The sequence below is a fragment of the Inquilinus sp. YAF38 genome, assembly GCF_052113205.1.
In the GTDB taxonomy this organism is placed as follows: domain Bacteria; phylum Pseudomonadota; class Alphaproteobacteria; order DSM-16000; family Inquilinaceae; genus Inquilinus.
On sequence record NZ_JBFRCU010000020.1, the window covers coordinates 54397 to 77238 of the forward strand.

Genomic DNA, 22842 nt, shown 5'->3' on the forward strand with positions numbered 1-22842 from the left:
TCGCTCCCGTAAACCTTCACCTGTTGGGTCGGATCATTCGATCACGGCCTCGTGTCGGAAGGCCGGTCAAATGCCCGTAAAATGTGGTCCAAAGAGGGCGGGACCAAGCCGCCCATCGGGCGTCGCCTCGTCTCTCTGCACCTTGATGAGAATAATCATACGATATTGCGGTGCAACATAGATCTGCAGGAAATGCTGCGGTGCAATGCAGTCGGCGAGGGGCTCGGCCACCTTTTCGAAGTTTGTCGACAAATTAAATACAATTGGTATTCTGGGTCGGCCGCAAGCGGATCGGCGGCGGAAACACAAGGGATGCAGAGCGATGGCGGGGCAGCGCTGGACCGGGGTCTACACGGCGATCACCACCAAGATGGATGCGCGGCAGGAGGTCGACCTGGCCGGGGTGCGCGCGGATGTCGCGTTCCAGATCGAGGCCGGGGTCGACGGCATCATCTGCTGCGGCTCGATCGGCGAGGCCAGCACCCTGACCGCCGACGAGAAGATGGCGATCGCCGGCGCGGTCAAGGAAACGGCGGGCGGCCGCCCGGTGCTGCTGACCGTGGCCGAGGATTCGACCCGGGCCGCGGCGGCGCTGGCGGAACGGGCCGCGGCCGCCGGGATGGACGGGCTGATGCTGCTGCCGGCGATGCGCTACGTCTCCGACCGGCGCGAGACGATCCAGCATTTCCGCACCGTGGCGCGCTCGTCCGGCCTGCCGATCATGGTCTACAACAACCCGATCGCCTATTCGGTCGACGTCACGCCGGAGATGTTCGCCGAGATGGCGGACGAGAAGAACTTCGTCGCGATCAAGGAATCCTCGGGCGACGTCCGCCGCATCACCGATATCCTGAATACGGTCGGCAACCGCTACGACATCTTCACCGGCGTCGACGACCTGGCGCTGGAAAGCCTGATGCTGGGCGCGGTCGGCTGGGTCGCCGGCCTGGTCTGCGCCTTCCCGCGCGAGACGGTGGCAATCCACAAGCTGGTCGCGGCCGGCCGGATCCCCGAGGCGCTCGAGATCTACCGCTGGTTCATGCCGCTGCTGCACCTCGACGTGTCGCTGCGCTTCGTCCAGAACGTCAAGTTGGCCGAGGCGATCGTGCGCGGCACCTCGACCGTGGTGCGCCAGCCGCGGCTGGAACTGCAGGGGGCCGAGCGCGACCGGGTCGAAACCATCGTCCGCACCGCCCTGGCCAAGCGCCCGGACCTGGCGAAGTACGGGGTCTAGCCGGCGCGGAGGAGCCGGAGGCGATCGGGGTCTGCCGGATCCCGATCGACGACCTGGACCGGCGGCCAGGCCCATTGCCAGACGCCGATGCCTGGCGTGCGGGTGAACCGGATCGGCCCGCGGGTGCCGTCGACGGCGATGCGGGGCCAGGATCCAGCGATGCGCGCCCGGTCCGCGCCAGACGAGCGCAGCGCATCGGCGAGGACGGCGATCGTGTCGTAGCCCTCGAAGGCGACGAAGGAGGGCGCTGCGGCCAGCCGCTCCCGCAGGGTTGTCTCGACCCGGGCGCCAAGTGGGCCCAGGCGCTCGGGCCGGTAGCGCAGGAACGGGATTCCGGCGCCGTCCTCGCCCAGCAGCGCCGCCCATTCGGCGAATTCCGGCTGCCCGGCCGGAGCCCCGATCAGGAGCCCGGCGAGGCGCGGGTCGCGGCGGACGGATTTGACGATCGACGCCACCGGCTCCGGGTGGCCGACCAGGAGAAGCAGGGCGGTCGCGCGGTTGTCGACGAGCGCGTCGTTCACTGCCTCGGGGGCGAGCGCGCCCATGTCGAGCTCGATGACGGTGCCGCCGCGTGGCACGAGGTGGTCCCGCAGGATGCGGGTGCCGGAGGCCCAGTAGACGCTCGGCTGGGCCGCGACGGCGATCCGGCTGTGGCCCGCGCCGAGAAGGAAGTCCGCATAGATTCGCCAGCCATGGGACTGTGCCGGGGCGAGGCGCGCGACCCAGTCCGTCGGCTGCCCGGTCAACGCGTCGAGAACCGCCGACGAGCAGAGGAATGGCAGGCCGAGGGCGTCGGCCCGGGCCGCGGCGGCGCGGGCGACGACGCTGTGATACTCCCCCGCCAGGGCCGCCACGCCCAGGCGATCCAGCTCATCCACGGCCGCCGCGGCCCTCTGGGAATCGGCCGCGGTGTCGCGGACCACCAGCTCGAGCGGTTTTCCGCCGATCCCGCCGGACTCATTGACGTCGCGAACGGCCAGCCCGAACCCGGCGAGCAGGTGCCGGCCCGCCTCGACCCAGCCGGGCCGGGTCAGCGGCACCAGGGCGCCGATCCGGATGGCCGACTCGTCGGTCCGCTCCGCTCCAGGAGTCATGCGTCGGCTTCCTCTCCCTGTCATGCCCGGGCTGGACCCGGGCATCCAGAGATGTCGATGCCGCTCTGGGTGGCCCTGGATCGCCGGGTCAAGCCCGGCGATGACATTATAAATCGAACTCCACGCCGCCAACCCAACCTACGCCTAACGTCGGGGGCCTCAGCCCGGCTCGCCTTCCAGCACCAGCACATCGTCCCGGCCGAAGGTGACGGTGACCGGCTGGCCGCGCTCGGGCGGGGCCAGGCTTGGGCTGTTGAAGGTGTCGAGCGACACCGCGCTCTCCTGGAAGCGGACGCGGACCCGCACCACCGCGCCGAGGAAGTTCACATCCTCGATCGTGCCCTGCATGCGGTTGCGGTCGTCGCCGCGATCCTCGGTCGACCCGGCCAGGGCGATCGCCTCCGGCCGCAGCGCGACCGAGCGGATCTCGCCGTCCTTGCCGCCGGCGACGCCGCGGGCGGCGACAATGTCCTGGCCGTCGATCCGGATCCGGCCGCTCGCGGCGTCGACCACCTGGGCGCGCAGGGTGTTCAGCGTGCCGACGAAGGAGGCGACGAAGCGGGTACGCGGATAGTTGTAGACCTCGAACGGCGTGCCGACCTGCTCGGCATAGCCCTCGTTCATCACCACGATCCGGTCCGACATCGACAGGGCTTCTTCCTGGTCGTGCGTGACGAAGATGGTGGTGATGCCCAGCTCGCGCTGCAGCGCCTTGATCTCGCCGCGCAGCGAGACCCGGATCTTGGCGTCCAGCGCCGACAGCGGCTCGTCCAGCAGCAGCACCTGCGGCTTGTTCGCCAGCGCCCGGGCCAGGGCGACGCGCTGCTGCTGCCCGCCGGACAGCTGGTAGGGGTAGCGGTCGGCGAGGTGCGGCAGCTTGATCAGCTCCAGCATCTCCTTGACCCGCTGGGCGATCTCCGCGGCCGGCTTCTTCAGGACCTTCAGGCCGAAGGCGACGTTGTCCGCCACCGTCATGTTCGGGAACAGCGCATAGGCCTGGAACACCATGCCGACATTGCGCTGGTTGGGCCTCAGGCGGGTGACGTCGCGGCCGTCGACCCGGATCGACCCGCCGGTCGGGATCTCGAAGCCTGCCACCATGCGCAAGGTCGTGGTCTTGCCGCAGCCGGAGGGGCCGAGGAAGGAGATGAACTCGCCGCGCTTCACCGCCAGGTCGAAATTATGGACCACGGTGTTCTGGCCATAGCTCTTGCGCAGGCCGCTGATCTCGAGGAAGTCCGTGTCCATCACTTCACCTGGCTGCGGCGCAATTGAATGGTTCATCGTGTGGCCGCCGAGGAGCCGCGGCGGCCGCGGCCGAAGATCTGCAGCAGGCCCATGCAGGCCCAGGTGACGACGAAGGCGATGATCGCCAGCGCCGCCGGCTCATAGGCGCGGTTGGCGCCGACCAGCTGCAGGTAGGGGCCGAAGGCCGGCCGGTTCAGCAGGCTGGCGAAGGTGAACTCGCCGATGACGATGGCGAAGGTCAGGAAGGCGCCGCTCAGCACCGCCGAGCGGACATTCGGCAGGATCACCCGGAACAGGATCCGGGACCGGCCGGCGCCCAGGCATTCGGCCGCCTCGGTCAGGGTGCGCACGTCGATCGCCTGCAGCCCGGTGTCGACCGCCCGGTACATGTAGGGCAGCGCCAGGGTGACATAGCCGAAGGTCAGCAGCAGGTCGGTGCCGCGCTCGCTGCCCAAGAGCGGCAGGATTGAGGAGGTGTTGAACAGCTGGACATAGCCGAACACCAGCACGATCGCCGGGATCACCAGCGGCAGCAGGGTGATGAACTCGATCACCGGGCGCAGCCGCGGCAGGCGCAGCCGCACCCAATAGGCGGTCGGCACCACCAGCAGCACGCCGACCACGATGGTCGCCAGCGCCAGCACGCAGGAATAAAGGAAGCTGGCCTGGAAGCCGGGGTCGGCCAGGACGATGCGGTAGGCGTCGAGGCTGTATTCGCCGCGTCGCATGCGCAGCGAGAACTCCAGCGTGCCGATCAGCGGCACGATGAAATACAGCGCGCCGATGATCAGGGCGATCCAGGCGCCGATGCGGTTCTGCTTCATCGCAGCCACCGCTCGCTGCGGGCGCGGAGGATCATGTAGAGGCCGTTGGACAGGCCGGTGATCAGGATCATGCCGAGCGCCAGGGCGTAGCCGAGATTGGGGTTGTGCAGCACGTCGCCGCGGATCTGCGCGTAGAGCAGGATCGGCACGATGTTCAGCGAGCTGCCGGTCAGCGCATAGGCGGTGGCGATGGCGCCGAAGGCGTTGGCGAACAGCAGCAGCGTGGTGCCGACGATGCTGGGCCACAGGATCGGCAGCGCCACCATGCGCCAGTACTGCGAGGTCGAGGCGCCGAGGATGGAAGAGGCTTCGCGCCATTCCCGCTTCAGCCCGTCCAGCGCCGGCGCCAGGATCAGCACCATCAGCGGGATCTGGAAGTACAGATAGGTCAGCGTCAGGCCCCAGAAGCTCAGCAGGTTGAAGCCGGTCTGGTACAGCCGGAAGCCCAGCACGGGGCTGACGAAGGTGTCGAACAGGATCGTCACCAGGCCGAGCCGCCCGAGGGTGGAGATGAAGGCGAAGGCCAGCGGCACGCCGGCGAAGTTCGAGGCGACGCCGCAGAAGGTCATCAGCGTCGGCCGGATCCAGCCCGGCAGCCCGCCCATCACCACGGCATAGGCCAGGAAGAAGCCGATCAGGGCGCCGAGCAGGGCGGAGGCGAGGCTGACCCGGATCGAGATCCAATAGGCGTCGACGATCGACTGCTGGAACAGGTCGCCGATGTTCTTGAGGGTGAACGACCCGTCCGGCGTCTGGAAGCTGCCGACCAGCAGAGTGACGGTCGGCAGCACCAGGAATAGAAGGGCGAACAGGAAGAAGGGCGCCACCCCGAGCCAGGCCCAGGAGAGCTTGCCGGGCTTGGCCGGCGCGGCGAGGGGAGCTGCGATCGAGGCCTGGGTCATCGGCGCCTGCTGACGGGAACCTGCCGGGGGGCGAGAACGCGAAAGGCCGCGCCATCCCCCGGCCCCAGCGTAGGGCAGGGGACGGCGCGGCCTCAAGCGGCTTACTTGACGTTGGCGCCGACCACGGAGTCCCACTGCTTGGTGATGATCTCCTTGGCCTTGTTCTGGTCCTCGAGGCTCGGGAACACCGCCGTGGCATAGGCCGCCGCCGGCGGCAGCGCCTTCAGCAGGTCCTCGGGGATCTTCTTGGTGTCGGCCAGGTTCTGGAACCGGATCGGGTGGCAGTAGCCCTTCAGGTAGCCGATCTGGCCCTCATCCGAATACAGGTGCTCCATCCACAGCTTGGCGGCGTTCGGATGCGGCGCGAAGGCGCTGATTGCCTGGACATAGACGCCGGCGACGACGCCGGTCTTCGGCACCACCACCTCGATCTCCGGGTTGCCCTTCAGCGTGTCGCGGTCGCCGAGCGCGTTGTAGTCCCAGCGGATCACGATCGGGGTCGCGCCCTGGGCCACCGAGGCGGCCTTGCCGATGGTCGGCACGAAGTTGCCGGCCTTGTTCAGCTCGCCGAAGAACTTCAGCCCGGCCTCGGCGGCCTTGGCGGCGTCCTTCTCGGTCGACAGGCCGGCGGCCAGGACGGCCAGGATCGCCTGGTTCGAGGTGCGCGGGTCGCCGGCGAGGGCGACGGAGTTGGCGTAATCGGAGGCCAGCAGGTCCTTCCAGTCGGCCGGGATCTTGGTAACGATGTCCTTGTTCACCTCGAAGGCCAGCACGCCGTAATAGTCGCCGTACCAGTGGCCCTCCGGGTCCTTGGCGCTGGCCGGGATCGAATCCCAGGTCGACACCTTGTAAGGGGCCAGCAAGCCCTCGGCCTTGGCCGACGGGCCGAAGGACAGGCCAACATCGATGACATCCGGGGCCTGGGGCCCTTTATTTCCTTTATTGGCCTTGATCGCTTCGACCTCGTCGCCGGAGCCGGCGTCGGGGTTCAGCTCGTTGACCTTGAGGCCGTACTTCGCCTTGAAGCTGTCGATGACGCCGCCGTAGCCGCACCAGTCATGGGGCAGGGCGATGGTGGTCAGCTCGCCCTCGGCCTTGGCCGCGGCGATCAGCTCGGCCGACGGCTCGGCCCTCGCGGTGGCGGCGGAGGCGGCGAGCGCCAGGGCCGAGATCGACAGCACGGATGTCCACGACGCCTTCATGTCACAACCCCCGATGTTCATCTGCTTGTTTGGCGGATTTTAACAAAATCCCTGAATCCGAAGTCGAGCGCTCGGTCAAATCCGGGCTTCGGCGCGGATGCGGCGGGACTGTGTTGCGTGGCGCAATTCTTGTCAAGGTGAATACAGATCGATAGCCCGACCATGACATGGCGGCTGCCACACTATTGTAGCCTGACTGTAATAATAACGTCATGAAACCATGACGCCGTCAACGACTCCCTGCACGGGCCTGTTTCCGACCTTGGCGCAATAGTGGCCCACTGCGAAGCCTTTATCTGTTCCGGCTGCGGCATGATCCGTCGCGCTTCGGCCGGAGCGGGTCGGGGCCGGGCTTTCGCGTGCGAGCGGCGCTGGCTATGGTGCGGCCTTCGAGTCACCAGAGTGAACGGGAACCGATCCATGGCAGGAAGCATCGAGGCGCGGCTGCAGGAGAAGGGCGTCACCCTTCCGAACGTCGCGGCGCCGGCGGCGAACTACGTGCCCTCCGTGATCTCGGGCAGCATGCTCTACATCTCCGGCCAGGTGCCGTTCGTCGATGGCAAGATCAGCCACACCGGCAAGCTCGGCGCCGAGTTCACGGTCGAGGACGGCTATGCCTGCGCCCGGATCTGCGCCATCAACATCCTGGCGGCGGCCAAGGCGGGGCTGGGCGGCGACCTCGACCGCATCGTCCGGGTGGTGAAGCTGGGCGGCTTCGTCAATTCGACGCCGGACTTCACCGACCAGCCGAAGGTGGTCAACGGCGCCTCCGACCTGATGGCCGAGGCCTTCGGCGACGCCGGCAAGCACGCCCGCGCCGCGGTCGGCGTCGCCCAGCTGCCGCTCGGCTGCGCCGTCGAGGTCGAGGCGATCTTCGAGATCAGGTAGGCGCCTCGTCCGGCGGGAGGGGCGATGGGCGAGCGCAGCATCGAGAGCCTGGACAATCCGCGCGCCAAGCTGTGGTCGGCGCTGCTGGAGAGCCGCGGGCTGCGCAAGCATCGCCGCTTCCTGCTGGCCGGGCGCAAGACGGTGCGCGAGGCGCTGGCGCAGCACCCCGACCGCTTCGAATCGCTGCTGTTGCCGCCTGGGGCCGAGGATCTATCCGCGCCGCCCGGGCTGGAGCGGATCCGCCTCGGCCGAGCCCTGTTCGACCGCCTCGACGTCGCCGGCACCGGCCTGCCGATCCTGGTCGGGGTGGTGCCGGAGATGGCGGCGATCGACCTGGCGCGGCCGCCCGAGGGGCTGGAACTGGTCTGCGCCCTCGGCGACCCGAGCAATCTCGGCGCCCTGCTGCGCAGCGCGGCCGCCTTCGCCGTGTCCCGCGTCATCCTGCTGGCCGACGCGGCGCATCCGTTCCACCCGAAATGCCTGCGGGCGGCGTCGAACGCGCAATTCGCGCTGGAGCTGCGCCGCGGCCCGGCCTGGGCCGGCCTGGCCCAGGCGGCGGGGCCGCTGCTGGCGCTGGACGGGCAGGGCGAGGACTTGTCGGGCTTCGCCTGGCCGCGCGACCTGCGCCTGGTGCTGGGCGAGGAGGGGCTGGGCCTGCCGCCGGGGCTGGACCTGCGTCGGCTGGCGATCCCGACCACCGGCGCGGTCGAATCGCTCAACGCCACCGTCGCCGCCAGCCTGGCGCTGTACGGGCATTATGCGGCGCACGGCCAGGCGATCCCCCCCTCCCGCAAGGGGGGGGTAGGGGGAGGGGGTATCGATCGAAGAGAGCCGGCGCGGCTTGTCTAAGCTGCTGCGGATCCCGCCAGGCTTTTGATATCAGTCGAGCGGCGCCGATACCCCTCCCCCTACCCCCWCCCGCAAGGGGAGGGGGAGGATTCTAGGGATGGCCCGTAGCTCAAGCGACCGCTTCCGACATCTCGTAGCGCACCGGCAGGCCGTCGGCGCGGCCGATCATGCCGCGGGCATTGGCCAGGGCGCCGGGCACCAGCTCGAGGCCGAGCAGGCGGTCGTAGTCGACCGGGCCCGGCAGCATCAGGCCGAGGGTCAGGTCGCGGCGGAAGCCGAAGCGGCGATAGTACGGCTCGTCGCCGACCAGGATCACGCTGCGGTAGCCGAAGGCGGCCGCGCGCGACAGCCCGGCCCGCATCAGCCGCGAGCCGATGCCGCTCGAGCGCAGCCCCTCGGCAACCGCGAGCGGGCCGAGCAGGATGGTCTCGCCGATGCCGTCGACATGGATCGGCCAGAAGCGCAGCGTGCCGACCAGCTCGCCGTCCTCGAGCGCGACCAGGCCCAGCTCGTTGTTCGGCCGCACCCCGTCGCGCAGCCGGTAGACGGTCTTGCCGAAGCGCCCCTCACCGAAGCAGTCGACGACAAGATCCTCGATGGCGGCCGCGTGGCGCGGCCGCTCCCGCATGATGTCCATGACCCGATCCCCACCGGTATGAGGTTCAGATGTAATAGGCCTTGAGGGGGGCGAAGCCGTTGAAGGCGACCGCCGAATAGGTCGTCGTGTAGGCGCCGGTGCCGTGGATCAGCACCTTGTCGCCGATCGCGAGCGAAACCGGCATCGGGTAGGGCGTCTTCTCGTACAGCACGTCGGCGCTGTCGCAGGTCGGCCCGGCCAGGATCGCCGGCTCGGACGCATCGCCGTCATGGATCGTGCTGATCGGGTACCGGATCGCCTCGTCCATCGTCTCGGCCAGGCCGCCGAACTTGCCGATGTCGAGATAGACCCAGCGGGTGTTGTCGTTCGCCGACTTGTTCGAGATCAGCACCACCTCGGTCTGGATCACGCCGGCATTGCCGACCATGCCGCGGCCCGGCTCGATGATGGTCTCGGGCAGGCGGTTGCCGAAATGCTGGCGCAGGCTGCTGTCGATGGCGCGGCCATAGGCCTCGGCCGTCGGCACTTCCTTGAGGTACTTGGTCGGGAAGCCGCCGCCGAGATTGACCATCTTCAGCTCGATGCCCTTGGCCGCCAGGTCGCGGAAGATGCCCGCGGCCGACTCCAGCGCCTGGTCCCAGGCGCCGGTGTTGCGCTGCTGCGACCCGACATGGAACGACACGCCATAGGCATCGAGGCCCAGGCCCGGCGCCATCGCCAGCAGCTCGCGCGCCATGCCCGGCTCGCAGCCGAACTTGCGCGACAGCGGCCATTCGGCGCCCTCGCCCGAGGTCAGGATGCGGCAGAACACGCGGGCGCCCGGCGCGACCTCGGCGATCTTGCGCAGCTCCGCCTCGCTGTCGAAGGCGAACAGGCGCACGCCCAGCGCATAGGCGGTGGCGATGTCGACCCGCTTCTTGATGGTGTTGCCGAAGGAGACGCGGTCCGGGGTGGCGCCGGCGGCCAGCGCGTCGCGGATTTCGACGACGCTGGCGGTGTCGAAGCACGAGCCCAGCGCGGCCAGGAGCGACAGGATCTCCGGCGCCGGGTTGGCCTTCACCGCATAGAAGATGCGGCTGTCGGGCATGGCGGCGGCCAGGGCCTGGTAGTTGCCGGCCACGACGTCGAGGTCCAGCACGAGACACGGAGTCTCGGGACGTCGCTCTTCCAGGAAGGAGGCAATCTTGGTGTTCATGGGGACTGATCCCTCACGGCAAGCCAGTTCAAACCAAACCGTTGCCTGAGGCGCCCGCCTCTGCTCACCGGCGACGAAACCCGGCGGCACATGCGGATCCGGGATTGCAGAGACGGGATCACGGAGCGACGCCATCAGCGCCACCCGGAGATACCGTCCAGACAATCACGGAAGAGGAACCCTCTCCGCACCTGCAACCGAAAAACTTCTCTTCAACCCAGCCGGCCGAAGCCGGACAGACCGAGGAGACGCGTGACGTCGTTGCTGTGCCCACCAGGTTCGAACCTTGTCGAACGGGGCGGGCCGGGGCACGTGCGAATACGTTCCGAGGGGTGAGATACGGTCGGCGCCCCCCTGATGCAAGTGAAATTTTATTGTTGGAAAAAATACCCCGTCACCGTGGCGCCACAGGCTCAGCCAATTCCTGAATTCCGCCGCATTCCGGCTTGATATTGCGGGATTCTCGCTAGATAAAGTCACCATTATGACGACCCGCTCTTCCGGCAAGCCAGCCTTGCGTGCCACTGGTGGCCGCTCCCGGACGAGCACGTCCGCCGGCAAGTCCCCGCCGCGCCGCCCCAAATCCACGCCCAAACCGACTCAAAAGCCCCGCAAGTCCTCCGGCCGCCGGCACTGGCTGTGGGGCGTGGCGAAGTGGGGCGCGGTGCTGTCGATCTGGGGTGTGATCGCGCTCGGCGTGGTCGTCGCCTATTTCGCCTACGACCTGCCCGACATCCGCCAGGTGGCGATGCCGGAGCGGCGCACGGCGATCACCGTGGTCGCCGATGATGGCGGCCAGATCGCCCGCTACGGCGACATGACCGGCGACATGGTCCAGGCCTCGGCCCTGCCGAAGCACCTGACCGAGGCGGTGCTGGCGATCGAGGATCGCCGCTACTACCACCATTACGGCATCGATCCGATCGGCGTGGCCCGGGCGCTGTGGGTGAACTACCAGGCCGGCCGGGCGGTGCAGGGCGGCTCCACCATCACCCAGCAGGCCGCCAAGAACCTGTTCCTGACGCCGGAGCGCACGGTCCGCCGCAAGATCCAGGAGGCGATCCTGGCGGTCTGGCTGGAGATGAACTTCTCCAAGGACCAGATCCTCACCGCCTATCTCAACCGGGTCTATTTCGGCTCCGGCACCTACGGCATCGATGCCGCGTCCCGGGCCTATTTCGGCGTGCCGGCGACGGAGGTGAACCTGGAGCAGTCGGCGATGCTGGCCGGTCTCCTGAAGGCGCCGTCACGCTACGCGCCCGACCGCAACCCCGAGGCGGCGCGGCAGCGCGCCGACGTGGTGCTGTCGGCCATGGTCGATGCCGGCTTCCTCAGCGACAAGGACCGCCAGGCCGCCGACGACCAGCCGCCGGTGCCGCCGCGCCGGCCGGGCGGCGGCTCGGGCAGCCGCTACTTCGCCGACTGGGTCGCCGACCAGGTGCCGGATTTCGTCAATACCGCGGCCCCGGCGCTGCGGGTCGAGACCACGCTGGTGCCGGCGCTGCAGCGCGCCGCCGAACGCATCGTCGACGCGCGGATGGAGGAAGATGGCGGCAAGGTCGGCGCCAGCCAGGCGGCGCTGGTGGCGATGCGGCCGGACGGCGCCGTGGTCGCCATGGTCGGCGGCCGCGGCTACAGCCAGAGCCAGTTCAACCGCGCGGTCACGGCGCAGCGCCAGCCCGGCTCCTCGTTCAAGATGTTCGCCTATCTGTCGGCGGTGGAGCAGGGGCTGACGCCGGACAGCCTGGTGCTGGACGCGCCGATCACGATCAAGAATTGGTCGCCAGGCAATTATGACGGCAAGTTCCATGGCGAGGTGACGGCGCGCGAGGCGCTGGCCAAATCCTACAACACCGCCGCGGTGCGCATGCTGCAGCGCGCCGGCATAAGCCGGACCATCGAGCTGGCGCGCCGGCTGGGCATCGCCTCGCCGCTGCGGCCGGAGCTGTCGCTGGCGCTGGGCACCAGCGAGGTCAACCTGCTGGAGCTGACCGCGGCCTACGCCGCGCTGGCCAACCAGGGCAACGGCGTCTGGCCCTATGGCGTCGAGCGCATCGGCCCGCCGGGCGAGGCCGCGCTCTACAGCCGCTTCGGCGGCGGCCCGGGCGAGGCGGTGCTGCCCTGGCATGTCGAGGCGATCAACCGGATGCTCGGCGCTACCATGACCATCGGCACCGGCCGCAGCGCCCGGCTGGACGACCGGCCCTCGGCCGGCAAGAGCGGCACCAGCCAGGGCTATCGCGACGCCTGGTTCATCGGCTTCACCGCCGATTACGTGGTCGGCATCTGGGTCGGCAACGACGACGGCACGCCGATGGACAAGGTCACCGGCGGCAGCCTGCCGGCTAAGATCTGGCACGATTTCATGGTCGAGGCCGAGCGCGGCAAGCCGGCCCGGCCGCTGCTGGGCGTCGACGGTTCGCTGCCCGCCGCGGTCGCCACGGCGGGGCCGGGGGCCGTAGCCCCGGCCGCGATCGCCCCGACCGTCACGCCGTCAGGCGCGCCGAAGGTGCTGGTGCCGCCGCCGGCGACCACGCCGACGGTGCCGCCGGCGAAGCAGGAGCTCGACCAGGGCGGCCTCGAAGGCCTGCTGGGCAGCCTGGGGAACGGCTGACGGGGCGCGAGGTTCCGGACGACACCTCACCGACCAGCAGTGTTCCGCATTCGGGTGGGCAGCGAACTTCTCATCGCTCCCGCAAACGGTGGACAGCTACAGCTTGGGGCCGAGATGGATGCCCATCAGGGCCTCTGCCGTCTCTCGGCGTCCCTGGCTGATCTTGCGCAGCACGCGTGGCGCGAAGTTCGCTGCCGTGAATTTTGGGCCGTCCTTCGTCCGGACTCGCCGGCCGAGCCAAGCCAAGGCACCTGCGACTCGCAACGGCTTGGCCAGACGCGGGTGCCGGATCTGGACCATCCGCCGCCAGTGCTGGATCCTTGGCATGGCGCGCCGGCACAGGGCTTCGGGAATTGGGACCCGGAACAACTCGCGCAGCGTCAGCAACTGCGTCTCGAATGCGTTTTGCCGCAAGCGGCCTGACAGGATGCGGGAAAGATGGAGCCAGTCGACGCCCTGCGGGCTTTTGGCAAGTCCGACCAGATCATGAAGGTGGCGCAGATCGGTGGTGCCGCGCCAATAATCCCCGTCCTTGATCTGGTCGTGCACGATCAGGTTTAGCGCCCGGAGGGTCGGTGACGGCAGCCGGGCCCGGGCGGCATCGCAGGTGACGGACGAGAAATTCGCGGCGTCCATGATGGATGAGCCGTACGAACCGGATACGGTTCCGGTGCCATGCAGTTCGAGCATTCCTGCATCCTGCGGACGAAAGAAGCCATGCTGCCCCTCTGCGCGGTAGCCCAGCTCAGCGAGGACGATGATCGCGACCGGCTTCTCGGCTTCGTCGACCAGCAGATCCAGATCGCTCATCATCCGGGCGCCAAGTTCTCGCTCGGCGGTGGAGAAGATGATTCCCGCCCCTTTCAGCAGGATCGGCTGAATGCCCGACCGGTTCAGGGCGGCAACGGCCTCGAGCAACTGGCCCCGCAGGAGGATGTTGCGTTGCCGGTTGCGATCATGAATGAACCCGAGATAATCGCGCGCATCGGCGGGCAGGCACGATAGACCGCCACAGCTGTCGAGGGCGACGAACAGCGCCGGCGTCATCCAGCAGCGGTTGGCGACTTCGATCACCGAGAACCACTCCGCGTCCGCCGGCGGCGCCCCGCGCAAGGCCGAGATCAGCGCATCCAAAGGCGTTCCGCTCATCCGCATGCTCGCTGCAGTTCGACGATCGCATCGTCGAGGCCGGCATAGGTCAGGCTGAAGCAGCCCGCGCCCGCCATCGCCTCGGCCAGCAGGCCGAACGCCAGTGCGGAAAGCCGTTGACCGGGGGCGGTCGCCTCAGCCAGCAGGGCCCGCATCGCCTCGATCCGATCCACGGGCGTCAGCACCGCCGGCCCATCGGACTGGCGGCGAAGCAGCACCACCCATCCCAGGCGCAACGGCGCCGTCACCGGCGGGGCTGCGGGCGGCAGATAGCGGACATGCTGGTTGTCGCACCGACGAAAGATTCTCAGCTGTTCGAGATCTGGCCGGATGCCGGATATCAGAGGCCAAGCGCCCGATTTGACCGAGGCGGCGAACGGCACGCCCCCCACTTGACCGGTCGACATCAGGAGGGCGATGTCGTCGCCGGCGAAAGCGAAGCCGCATTGCGCCAGGGCCATCGTCAGCGTCGTCTTGCCCGCGCCCGGTTCGCCGCACAGGAGCAGCATCCGCCCATGACGCGCCAGCGTCGCAGCGTGGATCGCAACCGAATAGTCGGCGTAAGCGAGGACATCCTCTGTCAGCTGGGCCTTCAGAGCCGGCACGATTTCATCGGCGTCGTAGGTTCCGATCTCCTGCCCACAGGACCACAATCGAAACAGGTCCCCCTCCGCCTCGGTTGAAAGCGAAAGGGCGATGGGCGGGCCGCCCGAGGGCGGGGCTTCAGCTTGCAGATGGGCAAAAGCCGGGGCTGCCAGCTCGGCCAATACCTCGCTTGCGTGCCGCAGCTCAATCGACAGCCCGGCGAGATGAAGGAACTGTCGCCGATCATCCGGCTCGATCGCCATGGACGCGGCAGGATATGCGCCGGTGCAGACGATGAGGCCGAGCCGGCGCCAGTCGGACAGCATATCCCGCATATAGCCTTCGGCGGCCTCGGCCGGGATATCGAGATCCACCAGCCGGCCGGCAACGACCGCCGGCGAATCGCCTTCTTCCAGACGGCACCAGATATAGGCCGCCGTGTCATTCAGCTCGAAAATCTCTTGCCGCGCCTCGCTGAACAGCAGGTTCCGCCGGCCCATCACGGCAAACGCCATCCCCGCTGCGATGACAGGATCCGCCGGCGCGGCGTCGCTTACGACGACCATGTCCGCTGATACCCCCCGATCGGATCGGCCTAAAGACAGGCCGGAATCACGGCGATGGGCCACGTCGGACCAGGAGGAGGTCCGGCGTGGCCCGACCAGCCGCAATCACGACGCGGTTGTCGTCACTTGGGCTTCTTTTTTCCGCCCGATTTCGCGATCGCTTGTGAAGACAGGCTGGTCGACAGGAGCATCGTGACCGCGGGCGGCGTAATGACGGCGAAGCGGCCGCATTTGGCAAGGAAGGCGCGTCGATCGCCTGTCGTATCGATCGGTGAAGATGTTTCGGGATGTTCTGCCATGATCGTCAGCCCCCTCCGTATTGTTAATCAAGCAAGAGGCTAGATACAAAGCAGCCGGTGAACAATTCGAACATTCAGTAGCAGTTGTCGGCCAGCCATTTCATGCTTTCGGTGGAACCGACACGCCGCTGAAAGGCGTAGCGGCCAGGCAGGCGGCACTATCGAAGGGAACGATCGGGCCTGTTATCGCGACGCCTGGTTCATCAGCTTCACCGCTGATTACGTGGTCGGCGTCTGAGTCGGCAACGACGACGGCACGCCGATGGACAAGGTGACCGGCGGCAGCCTGCGATGGCAGGTGCAGAATGGCGCCAATTGGCGAGGATTCCGATGATCCTGCCTCTCCACCGGAACCGGGATCGGCCGCGCCTCATTAGGCTTGGCATGCGTCTGCGAATTCTCACGCTCAACGTCTGGAACGATGAAGGCGACCCGCGTCGTCTCGACCGCATCAACCGCGAGTTGCGCACGCTTGCCCCAGACCTGGTCGCCCTGCAGGAGGTGATCCAGACCACGGAACGCAACCAGCTCGATGTCCTGCTGGACGGCACGGGCCTGCACGGAACACACCAGGCCCGGCTCACGGCGGTTGCTCCGCCGTACGCCGAACGCTATGGCGGCAGCGCCGTCGCAACCCGATGGCCCCACCAGGTCGTCGAGATGCTCGACCTGCGCCAATCCGACGCCCTGGATGTTCCCTGGTGCTCCCTGGCCGTGACGGTCCCGATCCCCGGCGAAGGAAAACTGCTTTTCATCGCGGCCACCGCCGCGTGGCGCCTGGACGCGGAAGCAGCCCGGGAGCGACAGGCCGTCGCGCTCACCGATCTCGACGCCCGTCATCGGCAAGCCCTTCCCACCATTATTGCCGGTGACTTCAACGCCTCCCCAGACGCAGCCAGCATCCGCTTTTTGACCGGCCTCCAGTCGATCGGCGGGCGCAGCGTTCGATATCATGACGCCTGGGCCGTCGCCGGAAAGGGACCGGGCCATACCTGGACGGCCGACAATCCGAACGCCAAGTCCGGGATTGATCAGATCGTGCGGCAGCCGGACTATCGCCGGAGATTCGATTACGTGTTCGTCGGATCCTGGCACGCGCACCCGAAGGCGCATTGCCACATCGAGACGGCCGCCCTGGCCTTCGACCACCCCGCCGATGGCATCTGGGCCAGCGATCATTTCGGCGTCGTGGTCGACGTAGAGGTCGGCAACGGTTGATTCGGGCTGCACATGGAGCGGGTCTCAGCCGCTGATGGCCGGAGTTCAATTTTGCCTGGATCGCCGATGGACTGCACCCCGGGCTGAGACAGAAGAATTAGCGTGGCACGCCGGCGCCGCCGGAGACGCTGGATGGCCACGCCCCTTCGGGGCTCGCCATGACGGGTGAGGGTGGGCGGCAACCAAGAGTTCTCTGTTTGTTTTTGATGTGATGCCGCATCGCGTGGCATGATTCAGGCACAGTCGAAGAGTTGCGCCCGCCCGGCACTGCCGTGGCGGGCTTTTTCGTGGAGGCCGGAATGGAGGAGGGTGTTATCGCGTGGGCCGTGGAGGTCCGGCCGACGAGCTGACGCTGTACAGCTATCGCACCAACCCGAAGACCGGAGAGATCCTGGCCGAGCTGGAGGACCGCGAGAACCACGCCATCGACGCGCTGCGCTATGCCCTGGAAGGACAGAGGAGCGGCAGCACCTACGATAGCAGCATGCGCTGGGTGGGGACGCTGGGGACGCCGGTCTGGGGGTGGCGCTGAGGGGGGGCGCGGCCGGCGCCGCTATTGCAGGATGACCACGGCTTCGACCTCGAACAGCATGGGATCGACGGCAAGCTTGGGCACGGGAATCAGGGTCTGCGCCGGCAGCGCCGGGCCGAACATCTCCTTCACCGCCTGGGTCAGCACCCCGAGCTTGGCCATGTCGTGATCGACCACGAAGACCGTGAGCTTGGCGACCTGGTCCGGCCTGGCGCCGAGCGCATCGAGGGCGGTGTGCAGATTGGCATAGGCCTGCCTGACCTGGACGGCGAAGTCCGGCGACAAGCCTCCCGTGCTGTCCTGGCCGCCCTGTCCGGAGATGTAGGCCACCCGGGCTCCGGGAGGCGTGATCACGGCGGTGCTGTAGCCGTTCGGCGACGGGTCGTAGAGGGTCTTCGGATTGACGATGGTCAGCGTGTGATCGGCCGCATCGGCCGTGGTCGCAGCGGGAACCGCCATGGTCATGATGATGAACCCTCCGATCAGCAAATGATTGATTGCGTGTGGCATGATTTCTCTCGGCTGTGAGGACCTCGAGCACCCTCAAAGCCGTCGGGATCGAGCTTCGATCCATCGGCCATGCGGTTGACTCGTACAGCGTACGACCAAATCGCATCGTACGATGTACGAGTCAATTGCTCATCATCGACATTCGCCGCGTTGCCGGCCTAAATCGACGGTGTGACCAGCGAGGAGGATGGATGGCAGCCAAGCGCAGCGGCACCGGGAGCAAGCGGCCTCGGCGGACCGGCGTGTCACTCCAGCCCGTGCCGGAGCCGCGCGGTGAGCCGCCGCTCTCCCTGGACCGCATCGTGGCGACCGCGGTGGAGCTGCTGGACGCGCAGGGGGTCGACGGGCTGACGATGCGGCGGCTGGCCGATCGCCTCGGCGCGGGGGTGATGAGCCTGTATTGGCACGTCGACAGCAAGGAAGGTGTGTTCGATCTGGCGCTCGACTCGGTGCTCGGCTATCGCGCGCCGCCGCAACCGGCCGAGCCTCAGGACTGGCGCGGGGACGTCGTTCACATGCTGGAAGACTGGCGCGCCAGCATGCTGCGCCACCCCTGGTCGGCATCGCTGCTGCCGCGCCGGGCGCTCGGCCCGAACATCCTCGGTCGCCTGGAGCTGCTGAGCCGGACCTTGTCCGGGGCCGGCGTGGCGGATGCAGATCTGAACGTCGCGATCTGGTCGCTGTGGAACTACGTGATGGGCGCCACCATCAGCCGGGCGAGCTTCGACCTCTCGGACGACGACAGGGCCGCCGCGCAGCAGCGCCTTGCAGGTCTCGGCGAACGCACCCCGACGATCGAACGCACGCGCCTGCTGCTGGACAACGACTGGGACGGCGCCTTCCGCAAAGGCCTCGACCTCCTGCTCGATGGCCTCGCCCCGGGATAAGGCAGGCCTCCCTCTCCTGGATTGCCGTGGGCCTGATAATCTTGCCCGGAGAGCAATGTTTCGATTGCCCGGCAGCGAGGTGGACAGCGATGCTCCGCTCCGCTTCAGTCGAGGAACCCCTGCGATGATCGTCAGCCCCACCGCCATGGCCGGCCTTGCCCTGATCGCGCTCGGCATGGTCTGCACCCCCGGGCCGAACATGGTCTACCTGCTGTCGCGCTCGATCCTGCAGGGCCGGCTGGCCGGGGCGATCTCGCTGGCCGGGGTGCTGGTCGGCATCCTCTGCTACATCCTGTGCACCGCGCTCGGCCTGACCGCTCTGATGCTGGCCGTGCCGCTGGCCTATGAGGCGGTGAAATGGGCCGGCGCCCTGTACCTGCTGTGGATGGCCTGGAACGCCGTGCGCCCCGGCGCCGGGTCGGCGCTGGAGCCGAGGAGCGACCTCAAGGTCGACCGCCCGGCCAAACTGTTCGCCATGGGCTTCCTGACCGCGCTCCTGAACCCGAAGATCGCGGTGTTCTACGTGTCGCTGCTGCCGCAGTTCATCGACCCGGAGCGCGGCCATGTGCTGCTGCAGGGCCTGGTGCTCGGCGGAACCCAGGCGGCGATCAGCTTCGGCGTCAACCTGATGATCGTGCTGGCGGCCGGCAGCATCGCCGCCTGGTTCGCCGCCCGTCCGTCCTGGCTGCGCGCCCAGCGCTGGATCATGGGCAGCCTGCTGGCCGGCTTCGCCGTGCGGCTGGCCTTCGACAAGCGGCCGGTCTGAGCCGAAGCGCGACATCACTGCCGCCGCCGCTATACTGCGTCCCCGACCGACAGACGGATCCCGCTCCCGCATGGCGACCGAGTCCCAGACCAGCACGACCGCGGGCATCGCCGCCGCCGCGCTGATGGCGGTCGGCTCGATGACGCTGGTCCAGCTCGGGGCCGCCCTGGCCAAGCCGACGCTGGAGAGCTTCGGCCCGCTGGGCACGACCTGGCTGCGGCTGGCCTGGGCGGCGCTGCTGCTGGCGGTGGTGACCCGGCCGAAGGTGCTGTCCTACAGCCGGGCGCAGTGGCGCGGCGCGATCCTGCTGGGCGCGGCGATGGCCGGCATGACGCTGTGCTACTTCCAGGCCGTGATCCGGATCCCGCTGGGCCTGGCCACGGCGATCGAGTTCCTCGGGCCGCTCGGGGTCGCGGCCTTCGGCATGCGCCGCGCCTGGCATGCGGTGTGGCCGGTCCTCGCTTTGGTCGGGGTGGTGCTGCTGGTGCATGACGGGTCGGACTGGACGGTCGACCCGGCCGGCGCCGGCTTCGCCCTCGGCGCCGGCCTCGGCTGGGCGGTCTACATCGTGCTGATGAAGCGGGTCGGCCAGGCCTTCACGGGGCTGCAGGGGCTGACCATGTCGCTGGCCGTCGCCGCGGTGGTCGCCACCCCGTGGGGGCTGGTGGAGAATGGCGGGCATATCCCGCTGCCGGTGCTGGGCATCACCATCGGCCTCGCCATCCTGGTGCCGCTGCTGCCTTACGCGCTGGAGATGATGGCCCTGCGGCGGATGCCGACCCGGGCCTTCGGCATCCTGATGAGCGCCGAGCCGGCGCTGGGCACGCTGATCGGCTTCGCCGTGCTCGGCCAGGCGCTCAGCCCCGCCCAGCTCGCCGGCATCGCTCTGGTGGTCGTCGCCAGCCTGGGTGCGGTGGCGGGGGAGTAGAGACCGCTCGAGAACAAGTGAGCCGATTGATGATCGGACTTCCACCCAACTGTCATGCCCGGGCTTGACCCGGGCATCCAGAGACTGTCGACATCTTCTGGATTGCCGGGTCAAGCCCGGCAATGACAGTAAAAGAGTGACGTCTTTCTCTCTCGATCGTTATTTCTCGGACAATGTCTTATCCCGCCCAGGCCGGCTTCAGCATCGGGTACAGCGCGCGGAAGCGCTCGTACTTCTGGGCGTAGCGCTCGGCCAATGCCGAGTCCGGCTCGACCACATGGGCGGTCTGCGGCCGGGTGCAGACGGTCTCGGGCGCCTCGCCGGTGGCGGCCAGCCGGCCGAGGCGGGCGGCGCCGAAGGCCGGGCCCAGCTCGCCGCCGGCCGGGTAGTGCAGCGGCCGGTTCAGCGCCGCCGCCAGGATCCGGCCCCAGAACGGCGACCGGGCACCGCCGCCGATCACCGAGACCTCGCCGATGGCGGTGCCCGCCGCGGTCAGCGCCGCCTGGCCGTCGGCGAAGGCGAAGGCCACGCCCTCCAAGAGGGCGCGGACCAGCTGCGGCCGGCCGGTGGCATGGGTCAGGCCGAGGAACACGCCGGTCGCCGTCGGGTCGTTGTGCGGGGTGCGCTCGCCGGAGAGATAGGGCAGGAACAGCAGGTCGCCGATGTCCGGATCGGCGGCCTCGGCCTCGGCCAGCAGCTCCGGCTCGGTGCCGCCGAGCAGGCGGGCCAGCCAGGACAGGGCCGAGGCGGCGCTGAGGATCACCGACATGCGGTGCCAGGTGCCCGGCAGGCAGTGGCAGAAGGCGTGCACCGCCTCGGCCGGGTTGGGCGCGAAGCCGGCATCGGCGACGAACAGCACGCCCGAGGTGCCGAGCGACAGGAAGGCGTCGCCCGGGCGGATCACCCCGACCCCGGCGGCCCCGGCGGCGTTGTCGCCGGCGCCACCGGCCACCACGGCGTCGGCCGGCACGCCCCAGGCGGCGGCGACCTCCGGCCGCAGCGTGCCGGTCGGCTGGCTGCCCTCGAACAGMTCCGGCATCGCCGAGAGCGGCAGGCCGGTGGCGCCCAGCATCGCCTCGGACCAGCGCCGGGCGCCGACATCGAGCCACAGCGTGCCGGCGGCGTCCGACATCTCCGACGCCGCGGCGCCGGTCATGCGCAGGCGGAGGTAGTCCTTCGGCAGCAGCACCCGGCGGGTGCGGGCGAAGGCGTCTGGCTCATGCGCCGCCACCCATAGCAGCTTCGGCGCGGTGAAGCCGGGCATGGCCAGGTTGCCGGTGATGGCGCGGGAGCGCGGCTCGCGCCGCTCCAGCTCGGCGCATTCGGCTGCGGCGCGGCCGTCATTCCACAGGATCGCCGGGCGAATCGGGCGGTCGGCCTGGTCCAGCAGCGTGGCGCCGTGCATCTGGCCGGACAGGCCGATGCCGCGGACGCCGGACAGTGCCTGGCGGGCCTTGAGCGCGACCACGGCCTGGTCGGTGGCGCGCCACCATTCCTCGGGGTCCTGCTCACTCCAAAGCGGATGCGGGCGGGAGACGGAGAGCGGCACCGCCTCCTGGTCGACCACGCGCTGGTCGCCATCGACCAGCACCACCTTGACCCCCGAGGTCCCGAGATCGATGCCGAGAAACATGCCCATTCTCCCGATTGCGGCCTCAAGCTACGGAACCCGCCGGCCGGAGACAATGCGCGAGGCCGGCCTCTCCGTTGCAGCGGTAGCCGGTTTTTGCCGTGCTGACTGGCCAGCGACGGCGCGGGGGCTTATTCCAGGGGCATCATGGATGTGCGCGCCCTCTGGATCCTCAAGCCGGGCCAGGCCCGGATCGGCACCGAGACCCTGCCCGAGCCGGGGCCCGACGAGGTGCGCGTGCGCGCCCGCTTCGGCGCCCTCAGCCGTGGCACCGAGGCGCTGGTGTTCCAAGGCAAGGTGCCGCCCAGCCAGCACCAGGCGATGCGGGCGCCGTTCCAGGCCGGCGTGTTCCCCGGGCCGGTGAAGTACGGCTACATCAATGTCGGCACGGTCGAGGCCGGGCCGGAGGCGCTGCTGCGCCGCGATGTGTTCTGCCTGTTCCCGCACCAGACCGCCTATGTCGTGCCGGCGGCGGCGGTGACGCCGCTGCCCGAGGGCTTGGCGCCGGAGCGGGCGGTGCTGGCCGCGAACATGGAGACGGCGCTGAACGTGGTCTGGGACTCGGCGGCGCGGCCGGGCGACCGGATCGCGGTGGTCGGCGCCGGCGTGGTCGGATGCCTGATCGCCCGGCTGGCCGGCCGGATCCCGGGCTGCACGGTGACGCTGGTCGACACCGATCCCGGCCGGGCGGCGATCGCCGCGGCGCTCGGGGTCGGCTTCGCCCTGCCGCCGGACGCTCCGGGCGACCAGGACCTGGTGATCCACGCCAGCGGCAGCCCAAGGGGGGCGGCGACCGCGCTCGGCCTCGCCGGGATCGAGGCGACGGTGGTCGAGGCCAGCTGGTACGGCGACACGCCGGTGCTGCTGCCGCTGGGCGAGGCCTTCCATTCCAAACGCCTGACCCTGCGCTCGTCCCAGGTCGGGATGGTGGCGACGGCGCAGCGGCCGCGCTGGGACTATGCCAGGCGCATGGCCAAGGCGCTGGACCTGCTGCTTGATCCGGCGCTGGACGTGCTGTTCAGCGGCGACTGCGACTTCGACGAATTGCCCGAGGTGCTGGCCCGGCTGGCGGCCGACCCCGCCGGCGCGCTGTGCCAGCGCATCCGTTACCCGGAGGAATGAGC

At 68.9% G+C, this 22842-nt stretch carries 22 protein-coding genes; 10 read left to right on the plus strand and 12 right to left on the minus strand.

Going from position 1 to position 22842, the window contains the following annotated elements:
* Positions 1 to 322: 322 nt before the first annotated feature.
* Positions 323 to 1234 carry a dihydrodipicolinate synthase family protein gene (locus AB4Z01_RS11750; protein WP_441693648.1) on the plus strand — a complete coding sequence of 304 codons (912 nt, stop codon included), beginning with the start codon at positions 323 to 325 and terminating at the stop codon, positions 1232 to 1234.
* Here AB4Z01_RS11750 and AB4Z01_RS11755 read toward each other — a convergent pair.
* From AB4Z01_RS11755 to AB4Z01_RS11775, 5 genes are all read right to left on the minus strand, one after another.
* Positions 1231 to 2328 carry an ABC transporter substrate-binding protein gene (locus AB4Z01_RS11755; RefSeq protein WP_441693650.1) on the minus strand — a complete coding sequence of 366 codons (1098 nt, stop codon included), beginning with the start codon at positions 2326 to 2328 and terminating at the stop codon, positions 1231 to 1233. The genes AB4Z01_RS11750 and AB4Z01_RS11755 overlap by 4 nt on opposite strands.
* Positions 2329 to 2487: 159 nt before the next feature.
* Positions 2488 to 3576, minus strand: coding sequence for an ABC transporter ATP-binding protein (locus AB4Z01_RS11760; protein ID WP_441693652.1), 1089 nt, complete (start codon positions 3574 to 3576; stop codon positions 2488 to 2490).
* Positions 3577 to 3608: 32 nt separating this feature from the next.
* A complete protein-coding gene (locus AB4Z01_RS11765; RefSeq protein ID WP_441693654.1) occupies positions 3609 to 4400 on the minus strand; it encodes an ABC transporter permease in 792 nt (263 codons plus the stop codon).
* Positions 4397 to 5302: an ABC transporter permease gene (locus AB4Z01_RS11770; RefSeq protein ID WP_441693656.1), complete on the minus strand. Its 906-nt coding sequence runs from the start codon at positions 5300 to 5302 to the stop codon at positions 4397 to 4399. Before AB4Z01_RS11770 ends, AB4Z01_RS11765 begins: the two co-directional genes overlap by 4 nt.
* A 101-nt stretch (positions 5303 to 5403) precedes the next feature.
* Positions 5404 to 6504: an ABC transporter substrate-binding protein gene (locus AB4Z01_RS11775; protein ID WP_441693658.1), complete on the minus strand. Its 1101-nt coding sequence runs from the start codon at positions 6502 to 6504 to the stop codon at positions 5404 to 5406.
* 420 nt (positions 6505 to 6924) lie between these two features.
* Here AB4Z01_RS11775 and AB4Z01_RS11780 point away from each other — a divergent pair, with 420 nt between their 5' ends.
* The gene (locus AB4Z01_RS11780; protein WP_441693660.1) at positions 6925 to 7392 is read left to right on the plus strand and encodes a RidA family protein; all 468 of its coding nucleotides are present in this window, start codon (positions 6925 to 6927) and stop codon (positions 7390 to 7392) included.
* Between the two features lie 24 nt (positions 7393 to 7416).
* Positions 7417 to 8241 (plus strand): TrmH family RNA methyltransferase, encoded by an 825-nt coding sequence (locus AB4Z01_RS11785; RefSeq protein ID WP_441693662.1) that lies wholly within the window; start codon positions 7417 to 7419, stop codon positions 8239 to 8241.
* Between the two features lie 109 nt (positions 8242 to 8350).
* On the opposite strand, the gene AB4Z01_RS11790 is transcribed toward AB4Z01_RS11785, so the two are convergent.
* Positions 8351 to 8878, minus strand: a complete 528-nt coding sequence (locus AB4Z01_RS11790; RefSeq protein WP_441693664.1) for a GNAT family N-acetyltransferase — start codon at positions 8876 to 8878, stop codon at positions 8351 to 8353.
* 25 nt (positions 8879 to 8903) lie between these two features.
* Entirely contained in the window at positions 8904 to 10034 is a 1131-nt protein-coding gene (locus tag AB4Z01_RS11795) for a type III PLP-dependent enzyme (RefSeq protein ID WP_441693666.1), read from the minus strand.
* Between the two features lie 646 nt (positions 10035 to 10680).
* Here AB4Z01_RS11795 and AB4Z01_RS11800 point away from each other — a divergent pair.
* Complete coding sequence (locus AB4Z01_RS11800) at positions 10681 to 12648, plus strand: transglycosylase domain-containing protein (RefSeq protein WP_441693668.1); 1968 nt, start codon at positions 10681 to 10683, stop codon at positions 12646 to 12648.
* A gap of 96 nt (positions 12649 to 12744) precedes the next feature.
* On the opposite strand, the gene AB4Z01_RS11805 is transcribed toward AB4Z01_RS11800, so the two are convergent.
* From AB4Z01_RS11805 to AB4Z01_RS11815, 3 genes are all read right to left on the minus strand, one after another.
* Positions 12745 to 13797, minus strand: a complete 1053-nt coding sequence (locus AB4Z01_RS11805) for a nucleotidyltransferase family protein (RefSeq protein ID WP_441693670.1) — start codon at positions 13795 to 13797, stop codon at positions 12745 to 12747.
* The gene (locus AB4Z01_RS11810; protein WP_441693671.1) at positions 13794 to 14948 is read right to left on the minus strand and encodes a PqqD family peptide modification chaperone; all 1155 of its coding nucleotides are present in this window, start codon (positions 14946 to 14948) and stop codon (positions 13794 to 13796) included. The genes AB4Z01_RS11805 and AB4Z01_RS11810 overlap by 4 nt, the downstream gene beginning before the upstream one ends.
* 122 nt (positions 14949 to 15070) lie before the next feature.
* Positions 15071 to 15247, minus strand: coding sequence for a hypothetical protein (locus AB4Z01_RS11815; protein ID WP_441693672.1), 177 nt, complete (start codon positions 15245 to 15247; stop codon positions 15071 to 15073).
* A gap of 330 nt (positions 15248 to 15577) precedes the next feature.
* On the opposite strand from AB4Z01_RS11815, the gene AB4Z01_RS11820 reads away from it, so the two are divergent.
* Together AB4Z01_RS11820 and AB4Z01_RS11825 are read left to right on the plus strand one after the other, a co-directional pair.
* Positions 15578 to 16465 carry an endonuclease/exonuclease/phosphatase family protein gene (locus tag AB4Z01_RS11820; RefSeq protein ID WP_441693674.1) on the plus strand — a complete coding sequence of 296 codons (888 nt, stop codon included), beginning with the start codon at positions 15578 to 15580 and terminating at the stop codon, positions 16463 to 16465.
* A 319-nt stretch (positions 16466 to 16784) separates the two neighbouring features.
* Positions 16785 to 16997, plus strand: a complete 213-nt coding sequence (locus AB4Z01_RS11825; protein ID WP_441693676.1) for a hypothetical protein — start codon at positions 16785 to 16787, stop codon at positions 16995 to 16997.
* Positions 16998 to 17018: 21 nt separating this feature from the next.
* On the opposite strand, the gene AB4Z01_RS11830 is transcribed toward AB4Z01_RS11825, so the two are convergent.
* A complete protein-coding gene (locus AB4Z01_RS11830; RefSeq protein ID WP_441693678.1) occupies positions 17019 to 17462 on the minus strand; it encodes a RidA family protein in 444 nt (147 codons plus the stop codon).
* 236 nt (positions 17463 to 17698) lie between these two features.
* On the opposite strand from AB4Z01_RS11830, the gene AB4Z01_RS11835 reads away from it, so the two are divergent.
* The 3 genes from AB4Z01_RS11835 (at position 17699) to AB4Z01_RS11845 (ending at position 20088) form a co-directional block, all read left to right on the plus strand.
* Positions 17699 to 18394, plus strand: coding sequence for a TetR/AcrR family transcriptional regulator (locus AB4Z01_RS11835; protein WP_441693680.1), 696 nt, complete (start codon positions 17699 to 17701; stop codon positions 18392 to 18394).
* Between the two features lie 124 nt (positions 18395 to 18518).
* Positions 18519 to 19160 (plus strand): LysE family translocator, encoded by a 642-nt coding sequence (locus AB4Z01_RS11840; RefSeq protein WP_441693682.1) that lies wholly within the window; start codon positions 18519 to 18521, stop codon positions 19158 to 19160.
* A 70-nt stretch (positions 19161 to 19230) separates the two neighbouring features.
* Positions 19231 to 20088: an EamA family transporter gene (locus AB4Z01_RS11845; protein ID WP_441693684.1), complete on the plus strand. Its 858-nt coding sequence runs from the start codon at positions 19231 to 19233 to the stop codon at positions 20086 to 20088.
* 178 nt (positions 20089 to 20266) lie between these two features.
* On the opposite strand, the gene xylB is transcribed toward AB4Z01_RS11845, so the two are convergent.
* Entirely contained in the window at positions 20267 to 21721 is a 1455-nt protein-coding gene (gene xylB, locus AB4Z01_RS11850; RefSeq protein ID WP_441693686.1) for a xylulokinase, read from the minus strand.
* 144 nt (positions 21722 to 21865) lie between these two features.
* Here xylB and AB4Z01_RS11855 point away from each other — a divergent pair, with 144 nt between their 5' ends.
* The gene (locus AB4Z01_RS11855) at positions 21866 to 22840 is read left to right on the plus strand and encodes a zinc-dependent alcohol dehydrogenase (protein ID WP_441693688.1); all 975 of its coding nucleotides are present in this window, start codon (positions 21866 to 21868) and stop codon (positions 22838 to 22840) included.
* Positions 22841 to 22842 lie beyond the last annotated feature (2 nt).